Raw genomic sequence first — 21,412 nt, forward strand, 5'->3', positions numbered from 1 at the left:
GGGGGAGATGTCCGGCAGGACAGAGAGGGGCGCTGTCCCGCCAACCTCGGGCCAGGAAACACAAAACCCGCCTCAAAGGCGGGTCGTTGGAGCCAATTAGCACCATACCCAAATTAGTAGCATAGCTGCCGGCACAAAGCAAGAACAAAATACGTTGTGGCGGCAAAAAAATGCGAATTCTGTCTCGTTGCCCAACGAATTGTCTGGTCGCGTTTCTTCGCGCCCCTCTCTGTCCTGCCGGACATCTCCCCCACGAGGGGGGAGATTGGCCGTCACCTCGGCTTTCGCTAATCTCCAACGTCCCAGGCTAGCCTCAGGCGGTTTTTTTCACCCTCACGCGAATTCCATGATCACCGCATCGACGGCAAGGCTGTCGCCGGGCTTGGCGTTGAGCTTCGAGACGATGAGGTCGCGCTCGGCGCGCAGCACGTTTTCCATCTTCATCGCTTCGACCACTGCAAGCGTCTCGCCGGCCTTGACCTCCTGCCCCTCGACAACGGCGATCGACACGACGAGCCCGGGCATTGGGCAGAGCAGCATCTTCGAAGTGTCCGGCGCGATTTTTTCAGGCATCAGCCTTTCGAGTTCGGCAGTGCGCGGCAGCATGGCGCGGGCTGTCACCGACATGCCTTTCCAGGCGATGCGGAACCCGTTCAGTACCGGCCTGACCTGCGCCGCGACCTTGCGACCGCCGACCGTGCCGCGCCAGATGAGATCGCCCGGCCGCCAGTCGGATGCCACGGTCAGCGGTTTGCCGCCGTCGATTGTGAGATCGAGCTCCATCGGAACGGAAATCATGCCTTCGACGATGGCGAGCGAAAGATAATCCCGGCCGATCTTCACCACCCAATCACGTTTCAAAGCGCCCGAATGCGGCGCCAGCCGCCCGCCCAGGCGGTCGAGCCGGTCGCGGCGCAGAAGTTCGACCGCGGTGGCAATCGCGGCCAGCACCGACTTCTCCTCGGCGTCTGGCACGATCGGCGCGAAGCCGTCGGGGTATTCCTCGGCGATGAACCCGGTCGATAGCCGACCTTCCCGCCAGCGCGGATGCTGCATCAGCGCCGCCAGGAACGGTATGTTGTGCTCGATGCCGTCGACGACGAAACTGTCCAGCGCTTCCGACATCGCGTCTATCGCCGCCAGCCGTGTCGGCGCCCAGGTGCACAGCTTGGCGACCATCGGGTCGTAGAACATCGAGATTTCCGAGCCTTCGGTGACGCCGGTATCGTTGCGGATGACGATTTCGCCGAATTTTCCCTCTTCCGGCGGCCGGTATTTTGTCAGCCGGCCGATCGACGGCAGAAAGTTGCGATACGGGTCTTCGGCATAGAGGCGGCTTTCCACCGCCCAGCCGTTCAACTTGACGTCGCTCTGCTTGATGGCGAGCTTTTCGCCGGCTGCCACGCGGATCATCTGCTCGACCAGGTCGATGCCGGTGACCAGTTCCGTCACCGGATGCTCGACCTGCAGCCGCGTGTTCATTTCCAGGAAATAGAAGTTCTTGTCGCTATCGACGATGAATTCGACCGTTCCGGCGCTCTGGTAGTCGACCGCCTTGGCCAACGCCACCGACTGCTCGCCCATGGCTTTGCGGGTCTTGGCATCGAGGAAGGGCGACGGCGCCTCCTCTACGACCTTCTGGTTGCGGCGCTGGATCGAGCATTCCCGCTCGCCGAGATAGAGCGTGTTGCCATGCGCGTCGGCGAGCACCTGGATTTCGATATGGCGCGGGTCGACGATGAATTTTTCGATGAAGACGCGGTCATCGCCGAACGAGCTTTTGGCTTCCGACCGCGCCCGGTCGAAGCCGTCGCGCACCTCTGCCTTGCTCCAGGCGATGCGCATGCCCTTGCCGCCGCCGCCGGCCGAGGCCTTGATCATCACGGGATAGCCGATTTCGCCGGCTATCCTTTCGGCATGGGCGGCGTTTTCGACGACGCCGAGCCAGCCGGGCACCGTCGACACCTTGGCCGCATTGGCGAACTTCTTCGATTCGATCTTATCGCCCATCGCCTTGATGGCCTTGGGCTTCGGGCCGATGAAGACGATGCCTTCCTGCTCCAGCGCTTCGCAGAAGGATGCCCGCTCCGACAGGAAGCCGTAGCCGGGATGCACGGCCTCGGCTCCTGTAGCCTTGCAGGCGGCGATGATCTTTTCCGGGACCAGATAGCTTTGCGCAGCAGGCGAAGGCCCGATATGCACCGCCTCGTCGGCCATTTCGACATGCATGGCGTCGCGGTCGGCGTCGGAATAGACCGCGACGGTGGCGACGCCCATCTTGCGCGCCGTCTTGATCACGCGGCAGGCGATCTCGCCACGGTTGGCGACCAGGATCTTTGAGAACATGCAGGCCTCGTCCCTCGACTGCCCGTCTTTTACGGGCTTCCCGTTTTATGGGCTTCAGGGGGCCGGTCAAGGCAAGTCGGAGCCTATCCCGGATGCAAATCGGCCGGCGCTGACGAAAATCCGGAGTCAGAACGTCGCTTCGTGCATAGCGCAGAGCTGAATGGTAAGTTAAATCTAACCTGGATTGCAGACTGTCTTGGGAGGATTGCCTGATGAAAACGCGCGCCGCTGTCGCCGTCGCCGCCGGAAAGCCGCTGGAGATCATGGAGGTCGACCTCGAAGGTCCCCGCGATGGCGAGGTGCTGGTCGAGATCAAGGCAACCGGCATCTGCCACACCGACGAGTTCACGCTGTCGGGTGCCGACCCGGAAGGCCTGTTTCCGGCGATCCTCGGCCATGAGGGCGCAGGCATCGTCGTCGACGTCGGCAAGGGCGTCACCTCGGTCAGGAAGGGCGACCACGTCATCCCGCTCTATACGCCGGAATGCCGGCAGTGCCCGTCCTGCCTGTCGCGCAAGACCAACCTCTGCACCGCCATCCGCGCCACGCAGGGACAGGGCTTGATGCCCGACGGCACCTCGCGCTTCTCGATCGGCAAGGACAAGCTGTTCCACTATATGGGCTGCTCGACCTTTTCCAACTTCACCGTGCTGCCCGAGATCGCGGTGGCCAAGGTCAATGCCGACGCCCCTTTCGACAAGATCTGCTACATCGGCTGCGGCGTCACCACCGGCATCGGCGCTGTGATCAACACGGCCAAGGTCGAGCAAGGCGCGACGGCCGTCGTCTTCGGCCTCGGCGGCATCGGTCTCAACGTCATCCAGGGCCTGCGCCTGGCCGGCGCCGACATGATCATCGGCGTCGACCTGAACAACGACAAGAAGGCATGGGGCGAGAAATTCGGCATGACGCATTTCGTCAATCCGAAGGAGATCGACGGCGATGTCGTGGCTCATCTCGTCAACATGACCAAGCGCGGCGCCGACCAGATCGGCGGCGCCGACTACACGTTCGACTGCACCGGCAACACCAAAGTCATGCGCCAGGCACTTGAATCGTCGCATCGCGGCTGGGGCAAGTCGGTCATCATCGGCGTTGCCGGCGCCGGCCAGGAGATCTCGACGCGGCCGTTCCAGCTGGTCACGGGCCGCACCTGGATGGGCACCGCCTTCGGTGGCGCGCGCGGCCGCACCGACGTGCCGAAGATCGTCGACTGGTACATGGCCGGCAAGATCGAAATCGATCCGATGATCACCCACACGCTGAAGCTCGAGGACATCAACAAGGGTTTTGACCTGATGCATGAAGGCAAGTCGATCAGGAGCGTGGTGGTTTACTGAGGAGGAGAAAGCCGCCGGCTAACCAGCCAGCGGCCGAAAAATGCAGATGTTCAAAACGGGAGGAGACAAAAATGCCGGAAAAACTGCATCCTAAAATCGACAATGGACTGCCACGGGAAAAGGCCGATTTTGCCGGCGGCACGCTGGTCTGCGCCTGCACCAGCAACCCGGTCAAGGTGAAGGTCAAGGGCCAGATCGCCCACAACCATGCCTGCGGCTGCACCAAATGCTGGAAGCCGGAAGGCGCACTGTTCTCGGTCGTGGCGGTTGCCGCTACAAACGACGTGACGGTGACCGAAAACGGCGACAAGCTGAAGGTGGTCGATCCGGGCGCGCTGATCCTGCGCCATGCCTGCACCGGCTGCGGCGTCCACATGCACGGCCCGGTCGAGCGCGACCACGCTTTCAAGGGGCTGTCCTTCATCCATCCCGAACGCTTCCAGGAAGACGGCTGGTCGCCGCCGGGCTTCACCGCTTTTGTTTCCTCGATCATTGAATCCGGTGTCGATCCGAGCCGCATGGACGGCATAAGGTCACAGCTGAAGTCGATCGGGCTCGAACCTTATGATTGCCTCAATCCCGGCCTGATGGACTATATCGCCACCTGGACGGCCAAGAGATCCGGCGCGTTGCCGGCCTAGTAGCCGCTCGGATATCATCGATCGAGCCGGGCGACATCGCCCGGCTCTTTCACATTTGGAACAACGATGCCCGCACCCGCCATTCTCGTCGATGCCGATGCCTGCCCGGTGAAGGCCGAGGTCGAAAAAGTCGCCGAGCGGCACGGCATCATCGTCACCTTCGTCTCCAATGGCGGCTTGCGTCCATCGCGCGACCCGATGATCCGCAATGTCGTCGTCTCCAAGGGTGCGGACGCCGCCGACGACTGGATCGTCGAAAATGCCCGGTCCAACGACATTGTGGTGACCGCCGACATCCCGCTTGCCGCCCGTGCGGTGGCGCTTGGCGCCCATGTGCTCGGCCCGACGGGACGCCCATTTACGCCGGAAACGATCGGCATGGCGGTGGCGATGCGCGACCTCAAGCAGCATCTGCGCGAGACCGGCGAAAGTAAGGGCTACAATTCGAGCTTCGCCCCGCAGGACCGCTCGCGGTTCCTTGGCGAGCTTGACCGCATCTTGCGGCGAGCGCTGAAATCGGCCTCAGCGGACTGAGAACCATGACGACCGGCACCCCGACCAAAATGCCCATGCAACGCCACACGCTGTTCGCGCTGTCGGCATGCATCGGCGTGGCAGCCTTTGGCGCGGCGCTGATCTGGCGCGCGCCGCTTGCCTATTCGATCGGCGCCAACGTGTTCTTTGCCGCCTATCTCGTTCTTGTCATCGCCCACATGCCGCGGCTTACCGGCAGCTATCTGCGCAAGAATGCAGGCGACACCGACCTGCCGGTACTGGCCATCTTCGCGGTCACTCTGGTTGTCGTGGCTATTGCCATCATTTCGTTGTTTCAATTGATCAACAGGGAGAAGGGCGTGGACGCCGTCGAGCTTACGGTGGCGCTGCTGTCTATCCCGCTTGGCTGGTTGACCATCCACGCCATGGCCGCACTTCACTACGCGCATCTCTACTGGATGGACGGCGATGCGATGGATGGCGACACCAAAAAGAGGATTCCGGTCGGCGGCCTCGACTTCCCGGGCGGCAAACGGCCGCAAGGCTCGGATTTCCTTTATTTTGCGACAGTGATCGGCATGACAGCGCAAACCGCCGACACCAACATCACGAGCTCGCAAATGCGCCGTGTCGTGCTTGTGCATTCGATCCTGTCGTTCTTCTTCAACACGGTCATCGTGGCAGCCGCGGTCAATCTCGCCGTCAGCCTCGGCAATCCGTAATAAATCCGTGATCGGGTGAAACATCGCTTAAGCTGGCGACGTATTGGGAGGAGAAGAGATCTGACAGGCCGCGGCGAACACGCGGCCGGAGGGAACAACAGATGGAATCGCTTGCCAGAAACCAAGCCGCCGGAGCAGATACCGCCGCGCCGAGCGATGCGACGCTGATCTATCGCCAGTCGCGCTGGACGCGGCTGACGCATTGGCTGTGGGCGATCGCGCTGTTCTTCATGCTGCTTTCCGGCTTGCAGATCTTCAACGCCCGCCCGCAGCTCTACGTCGGCAAGGAGTCGGGCTTTGGCTACAACAACACCATCTTCGCCATCGGCGCCGAGAACACCGCAAGCGGCCCGCGCGGCTACACCGACATCTTCGGCAAGCGCCTCGATACCACTGGCGTGCTCGGCTGGTCGGGTCCGGCCGGCCAGGAGACCTCCCGCGCCTTCCCGTCCTGGGCGACGATCCCTTCCTACTACGATCTCGGCACCGCGCGCGTCGTCCATTTCTTCTTCGCCTGGGTGCTGACCACCACGCTACTGGTCTGGCTGGTCGCCAGCCTGATCAACGGCCATCTGCGCCGCGATCTTGCTCCGCGCCTCGACGATTTCAAGCGCCTGCCGCGAGACATTGTCGAGCACGCCAGGTTCAGATTCCATCACACGCGCGACTACAACACGTTGCAGAAGATGGCCTATGGCGGCGTGCTGTTCGTGCTGCTGCCGCTGATGATCATCACGGGCCTTGCCATGTCGCCGAGCATGGATTCGGTGCTGCCGTTCCTCAACGACGTGCTCGGCGGCCGACAGACGGCGCGCACCATCCACTTCACGGTGATGCTGCTGCTCGTCGCTTTCTTCATTATCCACATCCTGATGATCCTGGCCGCCGGCCCGATCAACGAGCTGCGCTCCATCATCACCGGCTGGTACCGAACCGACCCGCCGGCACATGGCGACAATGCGCCAGAGAGGAGTGCCTGACATGGCGAAATTCGAGATCAGCCCCAAGCTACAGATAAGCCGAAGAAAATTCCTGACTTCGGCCAGCCTCGGCCTTTCCGGCATCATGCTGTCGGGCTGCGACGCCTTCGACGGCCAGCTTGGCGTCGGCGACAGCCTGCGTAGCTGCCTCGAAAGCGCCAATGGCCTGACCTGGCGGGCGCAGCGGTTGCTTGCCGGCCGTGATGCGCTGGCGCCGGAGTTCACCGAGGCCGACATTCGCCAGCCGCAGCGGCCGAACGGTGTCACCGCACCGGACGACGACTACTACAAGGGCCTCCTCGCCAGCGATTTCGCCGACTGGCGGCTGGAGGTTTCAGGCCTCGTCGAAAAACCGCTGTCGCTGAGCCGCGAGCAGCTGATGGCCATGCCGAGCCGCACGCAGATCACCCGCCACGACTGCGTCGAAGGCTGGAGCTGCATTGCCAAATGGACCGGCACGCCGCTGTCGCTGGTGCTCGACCAGGCCGTGGTCAAGCCGCAGGCGCGCTATGTCATGTTCCACTGCCTCGATACGATCGACCGCAGCCTTGCCGGCGATATCAAATATTACGGCTCGATCGACCTGATCGATGCCCGTCATCCGCAGACGATCCTTGCCTATGGCCTCAACGGCAAGCCGTTGCCGGTCGAGAACGGCGCGCCGCTGCGCGTCCGCGTCGAGCGCCAACTCGGCTACAAGATGCCGAAATATCTCTACAAGATCGAGCTGGTCGACGGCTTTGCCAATATCGGCGGCGGCAGAGGCGGCTATTGGGAGGACAATGGCTACGACTGGTACGGCGGCATCTGACGACCGACGAATTAGTGGCTTTTGTTCAGGCGACCTTGTCGATCAGCGGTTTGAGCGCCGGATGGATTTCCGGCGAGGCGTGCTTGATCAGCGTCAGCAACGCGCGCTCGTTCTCATGCAGCGGCCGGTCGCCGATGTGTTCAGCGAGCCATTTGGCCTCGCCGGCGTCGACCGTCTCGGCGCGGCGGGCCAGAGCCTCGGCTGCCTTGTTCCTCGATTCCCATTCGGCCTCGACGTCGCCCGGTGAACGATAGGCCTCCATGATGCCGGACAGGCCGCCCGACACCATACGGCTGAAGAAACCGCCGATCTCCGGATCGGCCTGCTCGAAGAACGAATCCCGGCGCAGCGCCACGTCGCGCACCGGCGGTTCGTAGCCGGCCGAACACATGACGAAATTGGCGATCGCCTTGACGAACAGATCGTTCCAGGACGGATCGTTGTCACCCGCCGCTGTCCGCTCGTTGATCTCGAACAGCACTTCGGCCTCGGCGCGGCTGATGGCGATGTTGCCATCGCCGCCATAGGCGTAAAGAATGCGGCGCAACAGCTCGACCTCAGCCTTGGCAATCGACCCAGGGATAAGCCTGCCGCCGGCCATTAGCGGCCCCTTGCCGTCCACGACCGCATGAGCGACCTGCTCCAGCGCATAGCCGGAAAGCGTGCTCGGCGATGATTTGGCAACTTCCAGCACATGCACCAGCAGCTCGAGTTCGGTCTGGCTGTCGACCATGCCGTCGCGCGAAATCGTCCGGATCAGCCAGTCGGCATTGTCCTGCGAAACATAGCCCGCCGGCTTTTCCTGGTGGACGATGAAATCGGTGACGGCCTCGACGAAAAACTCGAGCCATTCCGCGCATTTGTCCCTCGCCGTTGCATCCAGCGCAAACAGCGCCTCGGCCTCGCCGCGCGTTACCACGCCGTCGCCGAACACTTCGCGGCGCAGCATGACCACGTCTTCCGCCGTGATCCGATTTTTCGAAGTCAGCCCGGCCACCGGCGCGCTCATGATCAATTCGCCCATTTTCTTCCCCGCCCGCCGCCGGTAATTGCCGGCCCCTATCCGGTATATCGGCAAGGTCTTGAGAAACCGGCAAGCGGCGTGGTTAGCGAAGGCTTGCCTGTCTTGCCTCTAAAGAAGGCCCGCAGAAGACTTGCCAGTAAAAACGTCGCTGGCAGGTGACAAGGTGTCGTCCACGGGCTATGGATGACGAGTCGAGGGCTCTTGATCGAGTCCTACCTGTTTGCGGGAGAGAGCAGCGAGAGCTGCCGCCGAAGGGGAAATCGCCCGAAATCTCTCAGGCAAAAGAACCGTAGACGGGAAAGACACTCTGGAAAGTCGGGGCTTGCCCCCGCGCCGAAGGTGTAAGCGCTGCCGACAGAGTTACGGGGCGCGAGTCTCTCAGGCTTCAGACAGAGGGGCACGGACTGGTCGCCATTCGCGGCCGCTTGCGTGCGACTCTGGAGATGACATGACGGGCGACGACACCAAACACCTTCCCCTCGAAGATCTGCACATGGCAGCCGGTGCGCGCTTTGGCGCCTTCGCCGGCTGGTCGATGCCGCTGACCTATCCGGCCGGTGTGATGAAAGAGCATCTGCACAGCCGCGAGCATGCCGGCCTGTTCGACATCTCGCACATGAAGCTGTTCGAAATCAGCGGTCCGGGGGCAGCAGCGCTTCTGAACCGCGCCTGCCCGTTCGACGCCGGCGCGCTTGAGGTTTCCCAGTCCAAATACACGTTCTTCCTCAATGAGGCGGCCGGGATACTCGACGATCTGATCGTCACCAGGCTCGGCGCCGAGCGCTTCATGATGGTCGCCAATGCCGGCAACGCCGCCGCCGACGAAAAACATCTGCGCGCACTGGCCGGGGATTTCGATGCAGAGGGCGATTTCGACGTGAAGGTGGACGCACTCGACCGCGTCTTCCTGGCTATCCAGGGCCCCGAGGCGTGGGCTGCCCTTTCCCGCGCCGGCATCGAGACCGGTTCGCTGGTGTTCATGCACGGCATCGAGCCGCGCGAAAAATGGTTCATGAGCCGGTCCGGCTATACCGGCGAAGACGGCTTCGAGATCGGCCTGCCGGAAGCAGATGCAAGAAACCTCGTCGCCAAGCTGCTCGAGGACGAGCGCGTGATATGGGTCGGCCTTGCCGCCCGCGACAGCCTGCGGCTGGAAGCCGGACTGTGCCTGCATGGGCTGGACATTACGCCGGAGATCGATCCGGCCAGCGCCGGGCTGATGTGGGCCATTCCCAAGGAGGTGCGCGCCTCTGGCGCCTTCATCGGCGCCGATGCGCTGCGCGCCATCCTGGAGCGCGGCCCGGCGCAAAAACGCGTCGGCCTGAAGCCGGAAGGCCGCCAGCCGGTGCGCGCCGGCGCTGCCCTTTTCGATACTGACGGCAACCCTGCCGGCCATGTCACCTCAGGCGGCTTCGGCCCCTCGGCCGGTCATCCGGTCGCAATGGGCTACGTCCAGACGCCGCTTGCCAAATCCGGCGCAAAACTGTTCGCCGATGTCCGCGGGACGAAAATCCCGGTCGACATCCACCCCTTGCCCTTCACGCCCCATCGCTACCGCAAAGGATGATTTCAATGGCAAAGACCTATTTCACCGAAGATCACGAATGGCTGCGCGTCGAGGGCGGCATCGCCACGGTCGGTATCACCGACTACGCACAGCAGCAGCTCGGCGACCTCGTCTTTGTCGAGCTGCCGGAATTGGGCAGAAAACTGGCCAAGGGTGACACCGCCGTAGTGGTCGAATCGGTCAAGGCCGCATCGGATGTCTACGCGCCGGTCGACGGCGAGATCACCGAGGCCAACACCGCGCTGTCATCGGATCCTTCGCTCGTCAATTCGGCGGCAACCGGCGACGGCTGGCTGTGGAAGATGAAGCTGGCCAATGAAAGCCAGCTCGACGGGCTCCTCGATGAAGCCGCTTACAAAGCCCATATTGGTTGATAGCAGGACCAGGAAGATGACCGCAGCACCCTATCCCTTCTCGGCTCGCCATATCGGCCCGGGCCTCCATGACGTCAGAGCCATGCTGGCGACGATCGGCGTTCCTTCGGTCGAGACGCTGATCAGCCAGGCAGTGCCGAAGTCGATCCGGCTCGACCGGCCGCTGGCCCTGCCCGCGCCCGCAAGCGAAGCGGAAGCGCTGACCGAGCTCGCGGCGACGATGGCAAAGAACACGGTGCTGAAGAGCTTCATCGGTACCGGCTATCATGGCGTCCATGTGCCGCCGGTGATCCAGCGCAACCTGTTCGAGAACCCGGCCTGGTATACCGCTTACACGCCTTACCAGGCCGAGATCAGCCAGGGCCGGCTGGAAATGCTGTTCAATTTCCAGACGCTGGTGACGGAACTGACCGGCCTGCCGGTGGCGTCGGCCTCGCTGCTCGACGAGGCGACGGCGGTGGCCGAAGCTGTCGGCATCGCGCTGCGCCATCATCGCGACAAGCGCACCAAGGTGGCACTGGCCGGCACGCCGCACCCGCAGACGCTGGACGTCGTGCGCACCCGTGCCGAGCCGCTTGGCATCGAGGTGGACGGCGAGGTGATCGACGACAACACCGCCGCCCTGCTGGTCTCCTGGCCCGATACATTCGGCGTGTACGGCAATCACAAGGCAGCGATCGACAAGGCCCGTGCTGCCGGCGCGCTGGTCGTCTTCATCGCCGACCCGCTCGGCCTGACGCTGACCGATGCGGCGGCCAGGCTTGGCGCCGACATCGCCGTCGGCCCGATGCAGCGTTTTGGCGTGCCGATGGGCTTTGGCGGGCCGCACGCCGCCTATTGCGCCGTCTCCGACAGGCTGACTCGGCTGATGCCCGGCCGGCTCGTTGGCCAGTCGACGGATAGCAAGGGCCGTCCCGGTTACCGCCTCGCTTTGCAGACACGCGAACAGCATATCCGCCGCGACAGGGCGACCTCCAACATCTGCACCGCACAGGCGCTGCTCGCCAATATGGCGACGGCCTATGCGATCTGGCACGGCCCTGCCGGGCTGCAGGCGATTGCCGGCCGCGTCCACACGCTGGCCAACCGCCTGGCTGCCGGCCTCAAGGCAGCGGGCGTTTCGGTGCTCGGCGACAGCCGCTTCGACACGGTGACCGTGGAAGTGGAGGGCAGAGCCGGCGCGATTGCCGCCGCCGCAGAAAAGACGGGCCGGCTGCTGCGCGTCATCGACGCCGACCATGTCGGCATCAGCTTTGACGAGACCTCCACCGAAGCCGATCTGGAGGCAATCGCAGCACTTTTCGGCGCCAAGGCCGGCGTTGCCGCCGGCAGTTCCATGCCAGGAAAACCGCGTGGCAAGGAGTTCCTCACCCAGCCCGTCTTCCGCGAAAACCACTCGGAAACCGACATGATGCGCTTCCTGCGCCGGCTGGCCGACAAGGACCTGGCGCTTGACCGCGCCATGATCCCGCTCGGCTCCTGCACCATGAAGCTCAACGCCGCCGCCGAAATGATGCCGGTGAGTTGGCCTGATGTCGCCAACCTGCATCCCTTCGCCCCGGCAAACCATTCGATAGGCTATCGCGCCATGATCGAGGAGCTGGAAGGCTGGCTGGCGGAGATCACTGGCTTCGACGCGGTGACCCTGCAGCCCAATGCCGGCAGCCAGGGCGAATATGCCGGGCTGCTCGCCATTCGCGGCTATCATCTGTCGCGCGGCGAAGGCCATCGCACCGTCTGCCTGATCCCGTCCTCGGCGCATGGCACCAATCCGGCAAGCGCGGCCATGGCCGGCATGAGCGTCGTCGTCGTGCGCTGCACCGAAGACGGCAATATCGACATGGCCGACCTGCAAGCCAAAGCGGCCGAGCATGCGCACAACCTTGCGGCGCTGATGTTCACCTATCCTTCGACGCATGGCGTCTTCGAGGAAGGCGCGCGCGACCTTTGTGCCCTCGTCCACAGCCATGGCGGCCAGGTCTATTTCGACGGCGCCAACCTGAACGCGCTGGTCGGTCTCGCCCGTCCCGGCGATATCGGCGCCGACGTCTGCCACATGAACCTGCACAAGACTTTCTGCATCCCGCATGGCGGCGGCGGCCCTGGCGTCGGACCGATCGGCGTCAAGGCGCACCTGAAGCCATATCTGCCCGGCCACGTCACCGAAGGCTCGGCCCATGCCGTGGCGGCGGCACCGTTCGGCAGTGCCTGCATCCTGCCGATCACCTGGATGTATATTCGCATGATGGGCGCTTCCGGCCTGAAGCAAGCGACCGAGACGGCGATCATCTCCGCCAACTATGTGGCGACCCGGCTTGGCGAGTATTTCCCCCTGCTTTACAAGGGGCGCAACGGACGCGTCGCGCATGAATGCATCCTCGACACCCGCGTGCTCAAGGACAGCGCCGGCATCAGCGTCGACGACATCGCCAAGCGGCTGATCGACTATGGCTTCCACGCGCCGACCATGTCATTCCCGGTGGCCGGCACGCTGATGGTCGAGCCGACCGAGTCCGAGCCCAAGCGCGAGCTGGATCGCTTCTGCGAGGCGATGATCGCCATAGCCGGCGAGGCAGCCAAGGTGGCGAGGGGCGAATGGCCGTTGGCCGACAATCCTCTGGTCAACGCCCCGCACACCGCCGCCGAGGCATTGGCCGGCCAGTGGACCCATCCCTATTCCCGTCTGGAAGCGGCCTACCCCGCCGGCGATGCCGATACGGCGGCAAAATACTGGCCGCCGGTGTCACGCATCGACAACGTCGCCGGCGACCGCAACCTTGTCTGCTCCTGTCCGCCGCTGTCGGAATATCTGGGCGCAGCGGAGTAGATCATGATTCCGAAAAGGCAATCCGGTTTTCGGACAAGATCATGGGTCTAACAAGAAGATAGAAATCCCAATCAGGCAGAACGCAAGGCCGGCTCGTCGGCCTTGCTCGCGCGGTCCCGGGCGACGACGCGATTTCGCCCGGCGCGCTTTGCCGCATAGAGTGCTGCGTCGGCTTCGGCCAGCACATCGTCGAGACCGGTGCCGCTTGTTCCGCCAAAGCCGATGCCGCCGCTGACTGTGCTTCGCAACGGACCAAGTTGGGTGGCCACGACTTCCGTGCCGAAGGCGACGCTGATCTTGCTCGCAACATCATAGGCCTTCTCTTCCGTCATCCGCGACATGACGAGGACGAATTCCTCGCCGCCCAACCGGAAGGCGTCGACGCCGGTTCTGGCGTATTTCCTGATGACGGCGGCAAAGCGGCGCAGAACCTGGTCGCCGACCGGGTGACCGAATACGTCGTTCGTCCTCTTGAAATGGTCGAGGTCGAACATGGCGACGGACATGAACGGACCGAAGACCCGCTCGCCGTAGAGTGCCGTCAACGCCCGCCGGTTCATCAGCCCGGTCAATGGATCGGTCATCGTTTCGGCCTTCAATTCGATCTGCGCCTGCAAATGGTGCAGGGAGAGCGTCAATGCGCCGAGCCCGGTCATGCAGGCGACGGCTACGACGGAATTCACCCGCTCGGCCCAATTGTCCGGTGCTACACCGAGCACCCATTGGCCCTTGACCAACAAGACCGCGCCGCAAAGTCCGAACGACAGGGCACAGACGCCGCTCAGGAACGAGACGACCAGCAATATCCGGCGATCGTGACCACCCTCAATCCAGAACATCGCTCCGATGAGCGAGAGCAGCGCCGTTACCGTCGCGTAGGTGACAATAAATCCGACGCCATCAAACCCAAGATATGTCGCGCCCGCGCAAACAGCCATCGCAAGCAAGGTCGGCAAGATGGCGCGCCTGTAGTCGCGCATGCCGAGATATTGCATGGCCGACAGGCAGATAATCAGAAAACCGAGGCTGAGAAGCGCAAGCACGATCTGGCAAAGCCAGGCGCTTGGATCCCTGGTGTAATGCCAGAACAACACTACATGTGCGACGAGCACGAGAATGCCGCACGCCACCGTCAGCACAAAGCGTGCCTGTGGCGCGGTGAACCAGATCGCAAACATGGTGATGCTGAGGCACGTGCCCGACAGCGCCGCCGCGAGCAGGAGCGAACTGTAATCCAACATGCTTAAGCGACAGCCTCTTGAGGGTTCCGCTGCATTCTAGGTCAGCGACAGTTCGCGGATCTCGTTTTTCAGCCAACCTTGCGGCGTAACCTTCGGACAAGGTTTATAAAGCGTCGATGCTCTAGGCTTCGACCCCATTTCCGCCGCTTGGTTGTCGAATGGTTTTGCAGTAAGAGGCTCTATCCTCGAACGTAACAGGAACCTCCGTCGCCTGCCCGCGAAAAGCGTGGCAGTATCGGGTGGTGATTCGCAGCATCGGAATCCAGGACCGGCATGGACGACAACAACGATCTTTTCGCCAAATTGGACAAGCAGCCGCAACCGGCTCGCGCCGCCGCGCGCCCGGCCGACCCGCTGGTGCAGGCGGCGAAGCGGCCGGCGCCCCGCGACGCCAGCGAGAGCTACAGTGCCGCCGACATCGAGGTGCTGGAGGGGCTGGAGCCGGTGCGACGGCGCCCGGGCATGTACATTGGCGGCACCGACGACAAGGCGATGCACCATCTGTTTGCCGAGGTCATCGACAATTCGATGGACGAGGCGGTCGCCGGCCATGCGACCTTCATCGATGTCGAGCTTTCCGCCGATGGATACCTGTCCGTTACCGACAATGGCCGCGGCATTCCGGTCGATCCGCACCCGAAATTCAAGAAGCCGGCGCTCGAACTCATCATGACGACGCTGCATTCAGGCGGCAAGTTCGACAGCAAGGTCTACGAAACTTCGGGAGGTCTGCACGGTGTCGGCGTTTCCGTGGTCAACGCACTGTCCGACCATCTCGAGGTCGAGGTCGCGATTGGGCGCAAGCTCTATCGCCAGCGCTTCTCGCGAGGCGTTCCGGTGACCGGCCTTGAGCAGCTCGGCGAGGTGCACAATCGCCGCGGCACGAAGATCCGCTTCCATCCAGACGAGCAGATTTTCGGCAAGGGTGCTGCGTTCGAGCCGGCCCGGCTCTACCGCATGGCGCGGTCAAAGGCCTACCTGTTCGGCGGTGTCGAAATCCGCTGGACCTGCGATCCCTCGCTGATCAAGGAAAAGGACACGACGCCGGCCAAGGCAGAATTCCATTTTCCGGGCGGCCTCAAGGACTATCTGAAAGCCTCGCTCGGCGACGAATTCCAGGTGACCCGTGAAATGTTCGCCGGCAAGAGCGAGAAGCAGGGCGGTCACGGCTCGCTCGAATGGGCCGTGACCTGGTTCGGCGGCGACGGTTTTATCAATTCCTATTGCAACACCATTCCGACCGCCGAAGGCGGCACGCATGAGGCCGGCTTCCGCAACGTCCTGACGCGCGGCTTGCGCGCCTACGCCGATCTAGTCGGCAACAAGCGCGCCTCGATCGTCACTTCCGAGGATGTGATGATCTCTGCAGCGGGCATGCTATCGGTGTTCATCCGCGAGCCGGAATTCGTCGGCCAGACCAAGGACAGGCTGGCGACGATCGAGGCGATCCGCATCGTCGAAAGCGCTATCCGCGACCCGTTCGACCACTGGCTGGCCGATAATCCGCAGGAAGCGTCGAAACTGCTCGAATGGGTGATCGCGCGCGCCGACGAGCGGGTGCGCCGCCGCCAGGAAAAGGAAGTGTCGCGCAAGAGTGCGGTGCGCAAGCTGCGCCTGCCCGGCAAGCTCGCCGACTGCACGCAGAATGCCGCCGCCGGTGCCGAGCTCTTCATCGTCGAGGGCGATTCGGCCGGCGGTTCGGCAAAGCAGGCGCGCGACCGCGCCAGCCAGGCGGTGCTGCCGCTGCGCGGCAAGATCCTCAACGTCGCCAGCGCCGGCAGCGACAAGCTGGCCGGCAACCAGCAGATATCCGACCTCATCCAGGCGCTTGGCTGCGGTACGCGCTCGAGATATCGCGACGAGGACCTGCGTTACGATCGGGTTATCATCATGACCGATGCCGACGTCGACGGCGCCCATATCGCCTCGCTGCTGATCACCTTCTTCTACCAGGAGATGCCAAGCCTGGTCCGCGGCGGCCATCTCTATCTGGCGGTGCCGCCGCTGTATTCGATCCGGCAAGGCGGCAAGGTCGCCTATGCCCGCAACGATGCGCATAAGGACGAACTCCTGCGCACCGAATTCACCGGGCGCGGCAAGGTCGAAATCGGCCGCTTCAAGGGGCTGGGCGAAATGATGGCTGCTCAGCTCAAGGAAACCACCATGGACCCGAAAAAGCGCACGCTGCTGCGGGTCGATGTGATCGACGCCGAGGCGGCGACAAAGGATGCTGTCGACGCCCTGATGGGCACCAAGCCCGAGGCCCGCTTCCGCTTCATCCAGGAACGCGCGGAATTCGCCGAGACGGAAGTGCTGGATATCTGAGCTCCCGCCGCTAGCTTGGCCTTCTGAGCTGGAGACGAGCACTTGACCTGGGCGCGGCTGAAGGACGATATCGGCACGCGGATCGCTGGCCTGACGCGGCCGACGCGCTCGGACTGGATCTTTGCCCTGCGCACCGTTTCGGCCGGCCTCATCGCGCTTTTGGCCGCCTATGCGCTGAAGCTCGACCACCCGCAATGGGCGATGATGACGGTGTTCATCGTCGCACAGCCGGTCGCCGGCATGGTGCTGGCGAAGGGGTTTTATCGTCTCCTCGGCACGCTTGCCGGCGCGCTGGCGGCGATCGGCATTACCACTGTCTTCGGTGCCAACTCGTGGTTGCTGGTTGCAGTTCTTGCCGTCTGGATCGGCATCTGCACGCTGGTCTCGTCGCTGCTACGCAATCCGGAGGCCTATGGCGCGGCGCTTGCCGGCTACACCGCGATGATCATCGGCCTGCCGGCTTTCGGCCAGCCGCACCTCGTCATCGATCTCGCCGTGGCGCGCTGCGCGGAAATCGTGCTTGGTATCTTCTGCGCTGCGCTTACCAGCCGGCTGATCCTGCCGAAACTGGCCGCCGACGCCATCATTTCAAGACTGAAACGCAGCATTCTCGACCTGGCGGCCTACGCGGACGGCGCTTTTTCCGGCGGCGATACGGAAAAGCTTGCCGGGCTGCACAGCAAGCTGATCGGCGATGTCCAGACGCTCGGCGAGATGCGCACCTACGCAAGGCTGGAGGGGCCCAGCCTCGCCACCCGCGCCTATCCGGTCCGGCGTACCATCGGTCAGCTTCTGTCGGCCCTGTCAGCGGCGCGTGCGCTGCATGCCCATGCCGCTCCGAAGAATGCAGCCCTCATCCCCGTTCGCGCCGAGTTGCAGGCCGTTGTCGGCGAACTGGTAGCCAAGTCGGGCGCGCTGGACGATACGGCGCCCTGGGTGGCGCGGCTCGACGCAATCGCCGGCAAGGCGCGGCAGATGCCTGACATCGCGGCCGGGCAAGACACTGACTGGGCTGGCACTGTCACCCGCCTAACCATTGCCGCCGACTTCGCCGAGGCCATGCAGCAAGTGCTGCGCGGCCTGGATGCACTCCGCTCTCCCCCGTCTCGTGCCAGTCGCGAACGGCGGCAGCCGGCGCTGGTGGTGCACCGCGATTACCGTGCGGCATCGCGCAATGCCGTGCGCGCAGCAATCGCCACGCTCCTGGTCGCCGGCTTCTGGCTGGCTACGAAATGGTCGGACGCGACGGGCACGGTCATTCTGGTCGCCGTCGTCTCCAGCCTGTTTGCCGCTCGCCCCGATCCGATCCGGTCGGCATGGAACTTCTTCGAGGGCACGTTGCTCGCCCTGCCCTTTGCGTTTCTCATCGGCCAGTTGGCGCTTCCGGCTTTGCCAGGCTTCGGATGGTTCATGGTCTTTGTCGTCCCGATCCTGGTACCAGCGGCACTGGGCATGGCCAATCCGCGCTATGTCGGCGTGGCAACGGCCTTTGCCATCAATTTCCTCGCCTTCCTCAGCCCACATCAGGCGATGACCTACGATCCGTTTCCGTTCTTCGCCAATTCGGCATCGGTCCTGGTCGGCATTCTTCTGGCGATCGGCGTCTTCGCCATCGTGCTGCCCGCCGACCCCTGGGTCACCGTCAATCGCATCCTGCAAGCCATGCGCGAAGATCTTGCCCGCCTCTGTCTACATGAGCGTATGCCGCGGCGGCTGGCTTTCGAGAGCCTTGCCTATGATCGGGTCAATCAGTTGATGCCGCTGCTGCAGAACGCCGGCGAGAAAGGCGACGCCGTTCTCGCCGGCGGCATTGCTGCCGTTACTGTCGGCCTCGAAATCCTGCGGCTGCGCAACGCGCAACAGAGTTCCGCGATCCCGCCTGAAACAGCACTTTCCATCGCCAATTTCCTGCGCGGTGTGGCGCGCGAACTGCTGTTCAGGCGGCCCGGCGAGCCGCCGACGGCGACCGTCGCCGTCGCCAGGCAATATGCAGCAGGCATCGCGGAGCGAAGCGAAGCAGCCGAAATGCTGCAGATCGCCGCCTCGCTGCGCATCATCGCCGCCGCTATCGAGGATTTTCCGGATTTTTTCGCGAAGGACCGGGTTTAAGCAGCGGCGATCGCCAGCGCGTGGCCGCGCGCGTTCACGCGCAGCGCATCGAGGTGGATCGATTTGACCAGCCCGGCGAGATCGCCTTCGGCGGACTGCCCGCCCAATTCCTTCAGCATCAGCCAGCTGACTTCCTGGACGCCGGCGAGGCGTTTGCCATTGGCGACCTCGCGCCAGACCTTCAGCGCGCGCAGGATGATTGCGTGGGTGGCGGCGGTAAGCCCGGCGCTGCGGAACAGTGCCTGCAACGCTATGTCATGCCCCCCGGCCAGCAGTGCGCTCACCCGTTGTTCGGACTGCTGGCTGAGCGCGACCAGCGCCGAACCAAAGAAGTCGACCTTGCCGTGGGCGATGGTGCGGATGACGAAGCTTGCGGTCAGGTCGCCGCGCAGGCGCAGATGTTCGACAAGCGCTGTATGTTCCTCGGCACGCGTGCCTTCGATCAATGTCACGGAAGCTTTGACGCAGGCATCGCGGGTGACGCGCTCGGCCCTGGCGGCGCCCATCAACGCCAGCACCAGCGGCGAACCTTTGAGCGTCTCGCCCACTTTGACCAGCAGCAAATGCCGGCAATCGGCGGGCAGGCGTGCGTCGGCAATCAGCGCCTCGCGCACCAGAGGCAGATGGCCGTGCCGCTCGGCCATGCGGCGAAAGCTGATCGATGCGATGTCGGCGCCGCTGTTGGCGAGCAGCGTGGCGCAGGCTTCCGGCTCGCCGATCTCGGCGATCGCCGCCGCAACCGACATCGAGACGCGTGGCCGGTTGGCGATCACCTTCTGCGTCGCCTTCTGGCCGCCGGCAACCCGGTCGATCAGGTCGGCATCGGTAAGCAGCGGCGACCGCGCCAATACCAAAGCGGCCACCTCGGGCTGGTCCGAAGCCAGCGCGCTGACGATCTGCGGCGGCGCGTGGTGGCTCATGGAAAGCGCGTCGGCGATTGCCAGCCGCACCTTCGACGACGCGTCATCGAGCAGCAATGTCAGCGCCGCCTCGGCAGCGCAGCGGTCCTCGAAAGGCAAGTCCGAGTCGACATAGGCGCGAGCCAGCGCGCTTGCCGCCGCAGCGCGCTCCGACACCTTCGCCGTGTGGATCCATTTCAGGAAATGCGAAACGACCATGTCGCCTGCTTACGCCCTTTGCCAGAACGCTTCTGGCCCCTGTCGAGACCGTAGGCACAAATGGTTTACGAACGGTTCACCATGTTCGTTAACTGGCTTGCGAGCCCGGTATGCAACGCCTATCAACCCTTAAGCGGCGGAGGAGATCGACAATGGCCGGACTTTATTTGGACGAGTTCGTCGTCGGCCATGTGTTCAAGCACACGCTGCGCAAAACCGTGACCGAAAGCGACAACATGCTGTTTTCGGTGATGACGCTGAACCCGCAGCCGCTGCACATTGACTTCGACTTCGCGGCGAAGAGCGAATGGGGCAAGCCGCTGGTCAATTCGCTGTTCACGCTTGGCCTGATGATCGGCATTTCAGTCAACGACATCACCGTCGGCACCACCATCGCCAATCTCGGCATGAAGGAGACGGTATTTCCGCATCCTGTCTTCCATGGCGACACAATTCGCGTCGAGACCACTGTCGTCTCGGTGCGTGAATCCAGGTCGAAGCCGGACCGCGGCATCGTCGAGCTCGAGCATCGCGCCTATAACCAGAACGACGTGCTGGTTGCCAAATGCACGAGGCAAGCCATGATGATGAAAAAGGGATAGCCGATGCGTTCTCTTCTCTTCGTTCCCGGCGATTCGGAAAAGAAGCTGGAGAAGGGCTTTGGCGTGGGCGCCGACGTGGTCATCGTCGATCTCGAGGATTCGATTGCCGCGCAAGACAAGGATCTGGCGCGCGACACAGCGGCGCGTTTCATCGCCGGGCACAGGCACCGGACCAGCCCCGCGATCTATGTTCGCGTCAACGATCTTTCGACCGGACTGACCGACGACGATCTGGCGGCGCTCGTGCCAGCAAAACCAGACGGCATCATGCTGCCTAAGTCGAACAGCGGACTGGATGTCCAGCATCTCTCGGCCAAGCTCAGGGTGCACGAAGCTGAAAGCGGCCTGCCGGATGGAGCTATAAAGATCCTGCCGATCATCACTGAAACCGCCGCCGGCGTTCTGGCCGCAGCGACCTACGCCCATGCAAGCGCGCGGCTTGTCGGCGTCACCTGGGGCGCGGAAGATCTGTCGGCGGCAATCGGCGCGCGCGCCGCGCGCGACGCGAACGGCCGCTACACGGATGTGTTCCGCCTCGCCCGCACCATGACCATCCTCGCCGCAAGTGCCGCGGAGGTCGCGGCGATCGACACAGTCTTTCCGGACTTTCGTGACATGGCAGGCTTCGAGGCCGAATGCGCGGAGGCCGAGCGCGACGGCTTCACCGGCAAGATGGCGATCCATCCGGTGCAGGTGCCGGTCATCAACGCTGCTTTCACGCCTTCGGCGCAAGCGGTGAGAAGCGCGCTGGCGATCGTCGAGGCGTTTAAGGCGGCAGGGAATCCGGGCGTCGTCGGCATCAACGGCAAGATGTACGACCGGCCGCATCTCAAGCTCGCCGAGCGGCTCCTGGCGCGGGCCGGGGTGGCTGGGCTTGGCGCTTAAGCCTG

17 protein-coding genes and 1 riboswitch are annotated in these 21,412 nt (G+C 63.5%); of the genes, 13 read left to right on the forward strand and 4 right to left on the reverse strand.

What is annotated here, in order from left to right; translation table 11 throughout:
- Positions 1-333: 333 nt before the first annotated feature.
- A complete protein-coding gene (locus tag NKH21_RS12015) occupies positions 334-2,346 on the reverse strand; it encodes an acetyl-CoA carboxylase biotin carboxylase subunit (RefSeq protein WP_352865068.1) in 2,013 nt (670 codons plus the stop codon).
- Positions 2,347-2,558: 212 nt separating this feature from the next.
- Here NKH21_RS12015 and NKH21_RS12020 point away from each other — a divergent pair, with 212 nt between their 5' ends.
- The 6 genes from NKH21_RS12020 to NKH21_RS12045 all read left to right on the forward strand — a co-directional run bounded on the left by NKH21_RS12020 (position 2,559) and on the right by NKH21_RS12045 (position 7,335).
- Positions 2,559-3,686: an S-(hydroxymethyl)glutathione dehydrogenase/class III alcohol dehydrogenase gene (locus NKH21_RS12020; RefSeq protein WP_352865070.1), complete on the forward strand. Its 1,128-nt coding sequence runs from the start codon at positions 2,559-2,561 to the stop codon at positions 3,684-3,686.
- Positions 3,687-3,757: 71 nt separating this feature from the next.
- Complete coding sequence (gfa, locus tag NKH21_RS12025) at positions 3,758-4,327, forward strand: S-(hydroxymethyl)glutathione synthase (protein ID WP_352492736.1); 570 nt, start codon at positions 3,758-3,760, stop codon at positions 4,325-4,327.
- A gap of 66 nt (positions 4,328-4,393) precedes the next feature.
- Positions 4,394-4,861, forward strand: coding sequence for a YaiI/YqxD family protein (locus NKH21_RS12030; protein ID WP_352865072.1), 468 nt, complete (start codon positions 4,394-4,396; stop codon positions 4,859-4,861).
- Between the two features lie 5 nt (positions 4,862-4,866).
- Positions 4,867-5,544 (forward strand): DUF1345 domain-containing protein, encoded by a 678-nt coding sequence (locus NKH21_RS12035; RefSeq protein ID WP_352865075.1) that lies wholly within the window; start codon positions 4,867-4,869, stop codon positions 5,542-5,544.
- Between the two features lie 101 nt (positions 5,545-5,645).
- Positions 5,646-6,524 (forward strand): cytochrome b/b6 domain-containing protein, encoded by an 879-nt coding sequence (locus NKH21_RS12040; protein ID WP_352865077.1) that lies wholly within the window; start codon positions 5,646-5,648, stop codon positions 6,522-6,524.
- Position 6,525: 1 nt separating this feature from the next.
- On the forward strand, positions 6,526-7,335 hold the full coding sequence (locus NKH21_RS12045) for a molybdopterin-binding protein (protein ID WP_352865079.1): 810 nt from the start codon (positions 6,526-6,528) through the stop codon (positions 7,333-7,335).
- A 25-nt stretch (positions 7,336-7,360) separates the two neighbouring features.
- Here NKH21_RS12045 and NKH21_RS12050 read toward each other — a convergent pair whose 3' ends face one another.
- Positions 7,361-8,359, reverse strand: a complete 999-nt coding sequence (locus tag NKH21_RS12050) for a hypothetical protein (protein ID WP_352865082.1) — start codon at positions 8,357-8,359, stop codon at positions 7,361-7,363.
- Positions 8,360-8,572: 213 nt separating this feature from the next.
- A riboswitch (glycine riboswitch) is annotated at positions 8,573-8,659 on the forward strand.
- 148 nt (positions 8,660-8,807) lie between these two features.
- Between NKH21_RS12050 and gcvT the strand changes: the two genes are divergently transcribed.
- From gcvT to gcvP, 3 genes are read left to right on the forward strand one after another with little or no spacing between them, the layout of a single operon-like run.
- Positions 8,808-9,926: a glycine cleavage system aminomethyltransferase GcvT gene (gcvT, locus tag NKH21_RS12055; protein ID WP_352865085.1), complete on the forward strand. Its 1,119-nt coding sequence runs from the start codon at positions 8,808-8,810 to the stop codon at positions 9,924-9,926.
- 5 nt (positions 9,927-9,931) lie between these two features.
- Complete coding sequence (gcvH, locus tag NKH21_RS12060) at positions 9,932-10,300, forward strand: glycine cleavage system protein GcvH (RefSeq protein ID WP_352865088.1); 369 nt, start codon at positions 9,932-9,934, stop codon at positions 10,298-10,300.
- Between the two features lie 16 nt (positions 10,301-10,316).
- On the forward strand, positions 10,317-13,127 hold the full coding sequence (gcvP, locus tag NKH21_RS12065) for an aminomethyl-transferring glycine dehydrogenase (RefSeq protein ID WP_352865091.1): 2,811 nt from the start codon (positions 10,317-10,319) through the stop codon (positions 13,125-13,127).
- 71 nt (positions 13,128-13,198) lie between these two features.
- On the opposite strand, the gene NKH21_RS12070 is transcribed toward gcvP, so the two are convergent.
- Entirely contained in the window at positions 13,199-14,368 is a 1,170-nt protein-coding gene (locus NKH21_RS12070) for a GGDEF domain-containing protein (RefSeq protein ID WP_352865093.1), read from the reverse strand.
- A 273-nt stretch (positions 14,369-14,641) separates the two neighbouring features.
- Between NKH21_RS12070 and parE the strand changes: the two genes are divergently transcribed.
- Together parE and NKH21_RS12080 are read left to right on the forward strand one after the other, a co-directional pair.
- Entirely contained in the window at positions 14,642-16,693 is a 2,052-nt protein-coding gene (parE, locus tag NKH21_RS12075; RefSeq protein WP_352865096.1) for a DNA topoisomerase IV subunit B, read from the forward strand.
- 42 nt (positions 16,694-16,735) lie between these two features.
- Positions 16,736-18,802 (forward strand): FUSC family protein, encoded by a 2,067-nt coding sequence (locus NKH21_RS12080; RefSeq protein WP_352865098.1) that lies wholly within the window; start codon positions 16,736-16,738, stop codon positions 18,800-18,802.
- On the opposite strand, the gene NKH21_RS12085 is transcribed toward NKH21_RS12080, so the two are convergent.
- Positions 18,799-19,920: a DUF2336 domain-containing protein gene (locus NKH21_RS12085; RefSeq protein WP_352667944.1), complete on the reverse strand. Its 1,122-nt coding sequence runs from the start codon at positions 19,918-19,920 to the stop codon at positions 18,799-18,801. The two genes, NKH21_RS12080 and NKH21_RS12085, sit on opposite strands and share 4 nt — an antisense overlap.
- Positions 19,921-20,030: 110 nt before the next feature.
- Here NKH21_RS12085 and NKH21_RS12090 point away from each other — a divergent pair, with 110 nt between their 5' ends.
- Entirely contained in the window at positions 20,031-20,522 is a 492-nt protein-coding gene (locus NKH21_RS12090) for a MaoC family dehydratase (protein ID WP_502903444.1), read from the forward strand.
- 3 nt (positions 20,523-20,525) lie between these two features.
- Positions 20,526-21,407 carry an HpcH/HpaI aldolase/citrate lyase family protein gene (locus NKH21_RS12095; RefSeq protein ID WP_352865100.1) on the forward strand — a complete coding sequence of 294 codons (882 nt, stop codon included), beginning with the start codon at positions 20,526-20,528 and terminating at the stop codon, positions 21,405-21,407.
- The last annotated feature ends 5 nt before the right edge of the window (positions 21,408-21,412 follow it).

It is taken from the genome of Mesorhizobium sp. M1329 (assembly GCF_040318035.1).
Lineage (GTDB): Bacteria > Pseudomonadota > Alphaproteobacteria > Rhizobiales > Rhizobiaceae > Mesorhizobium.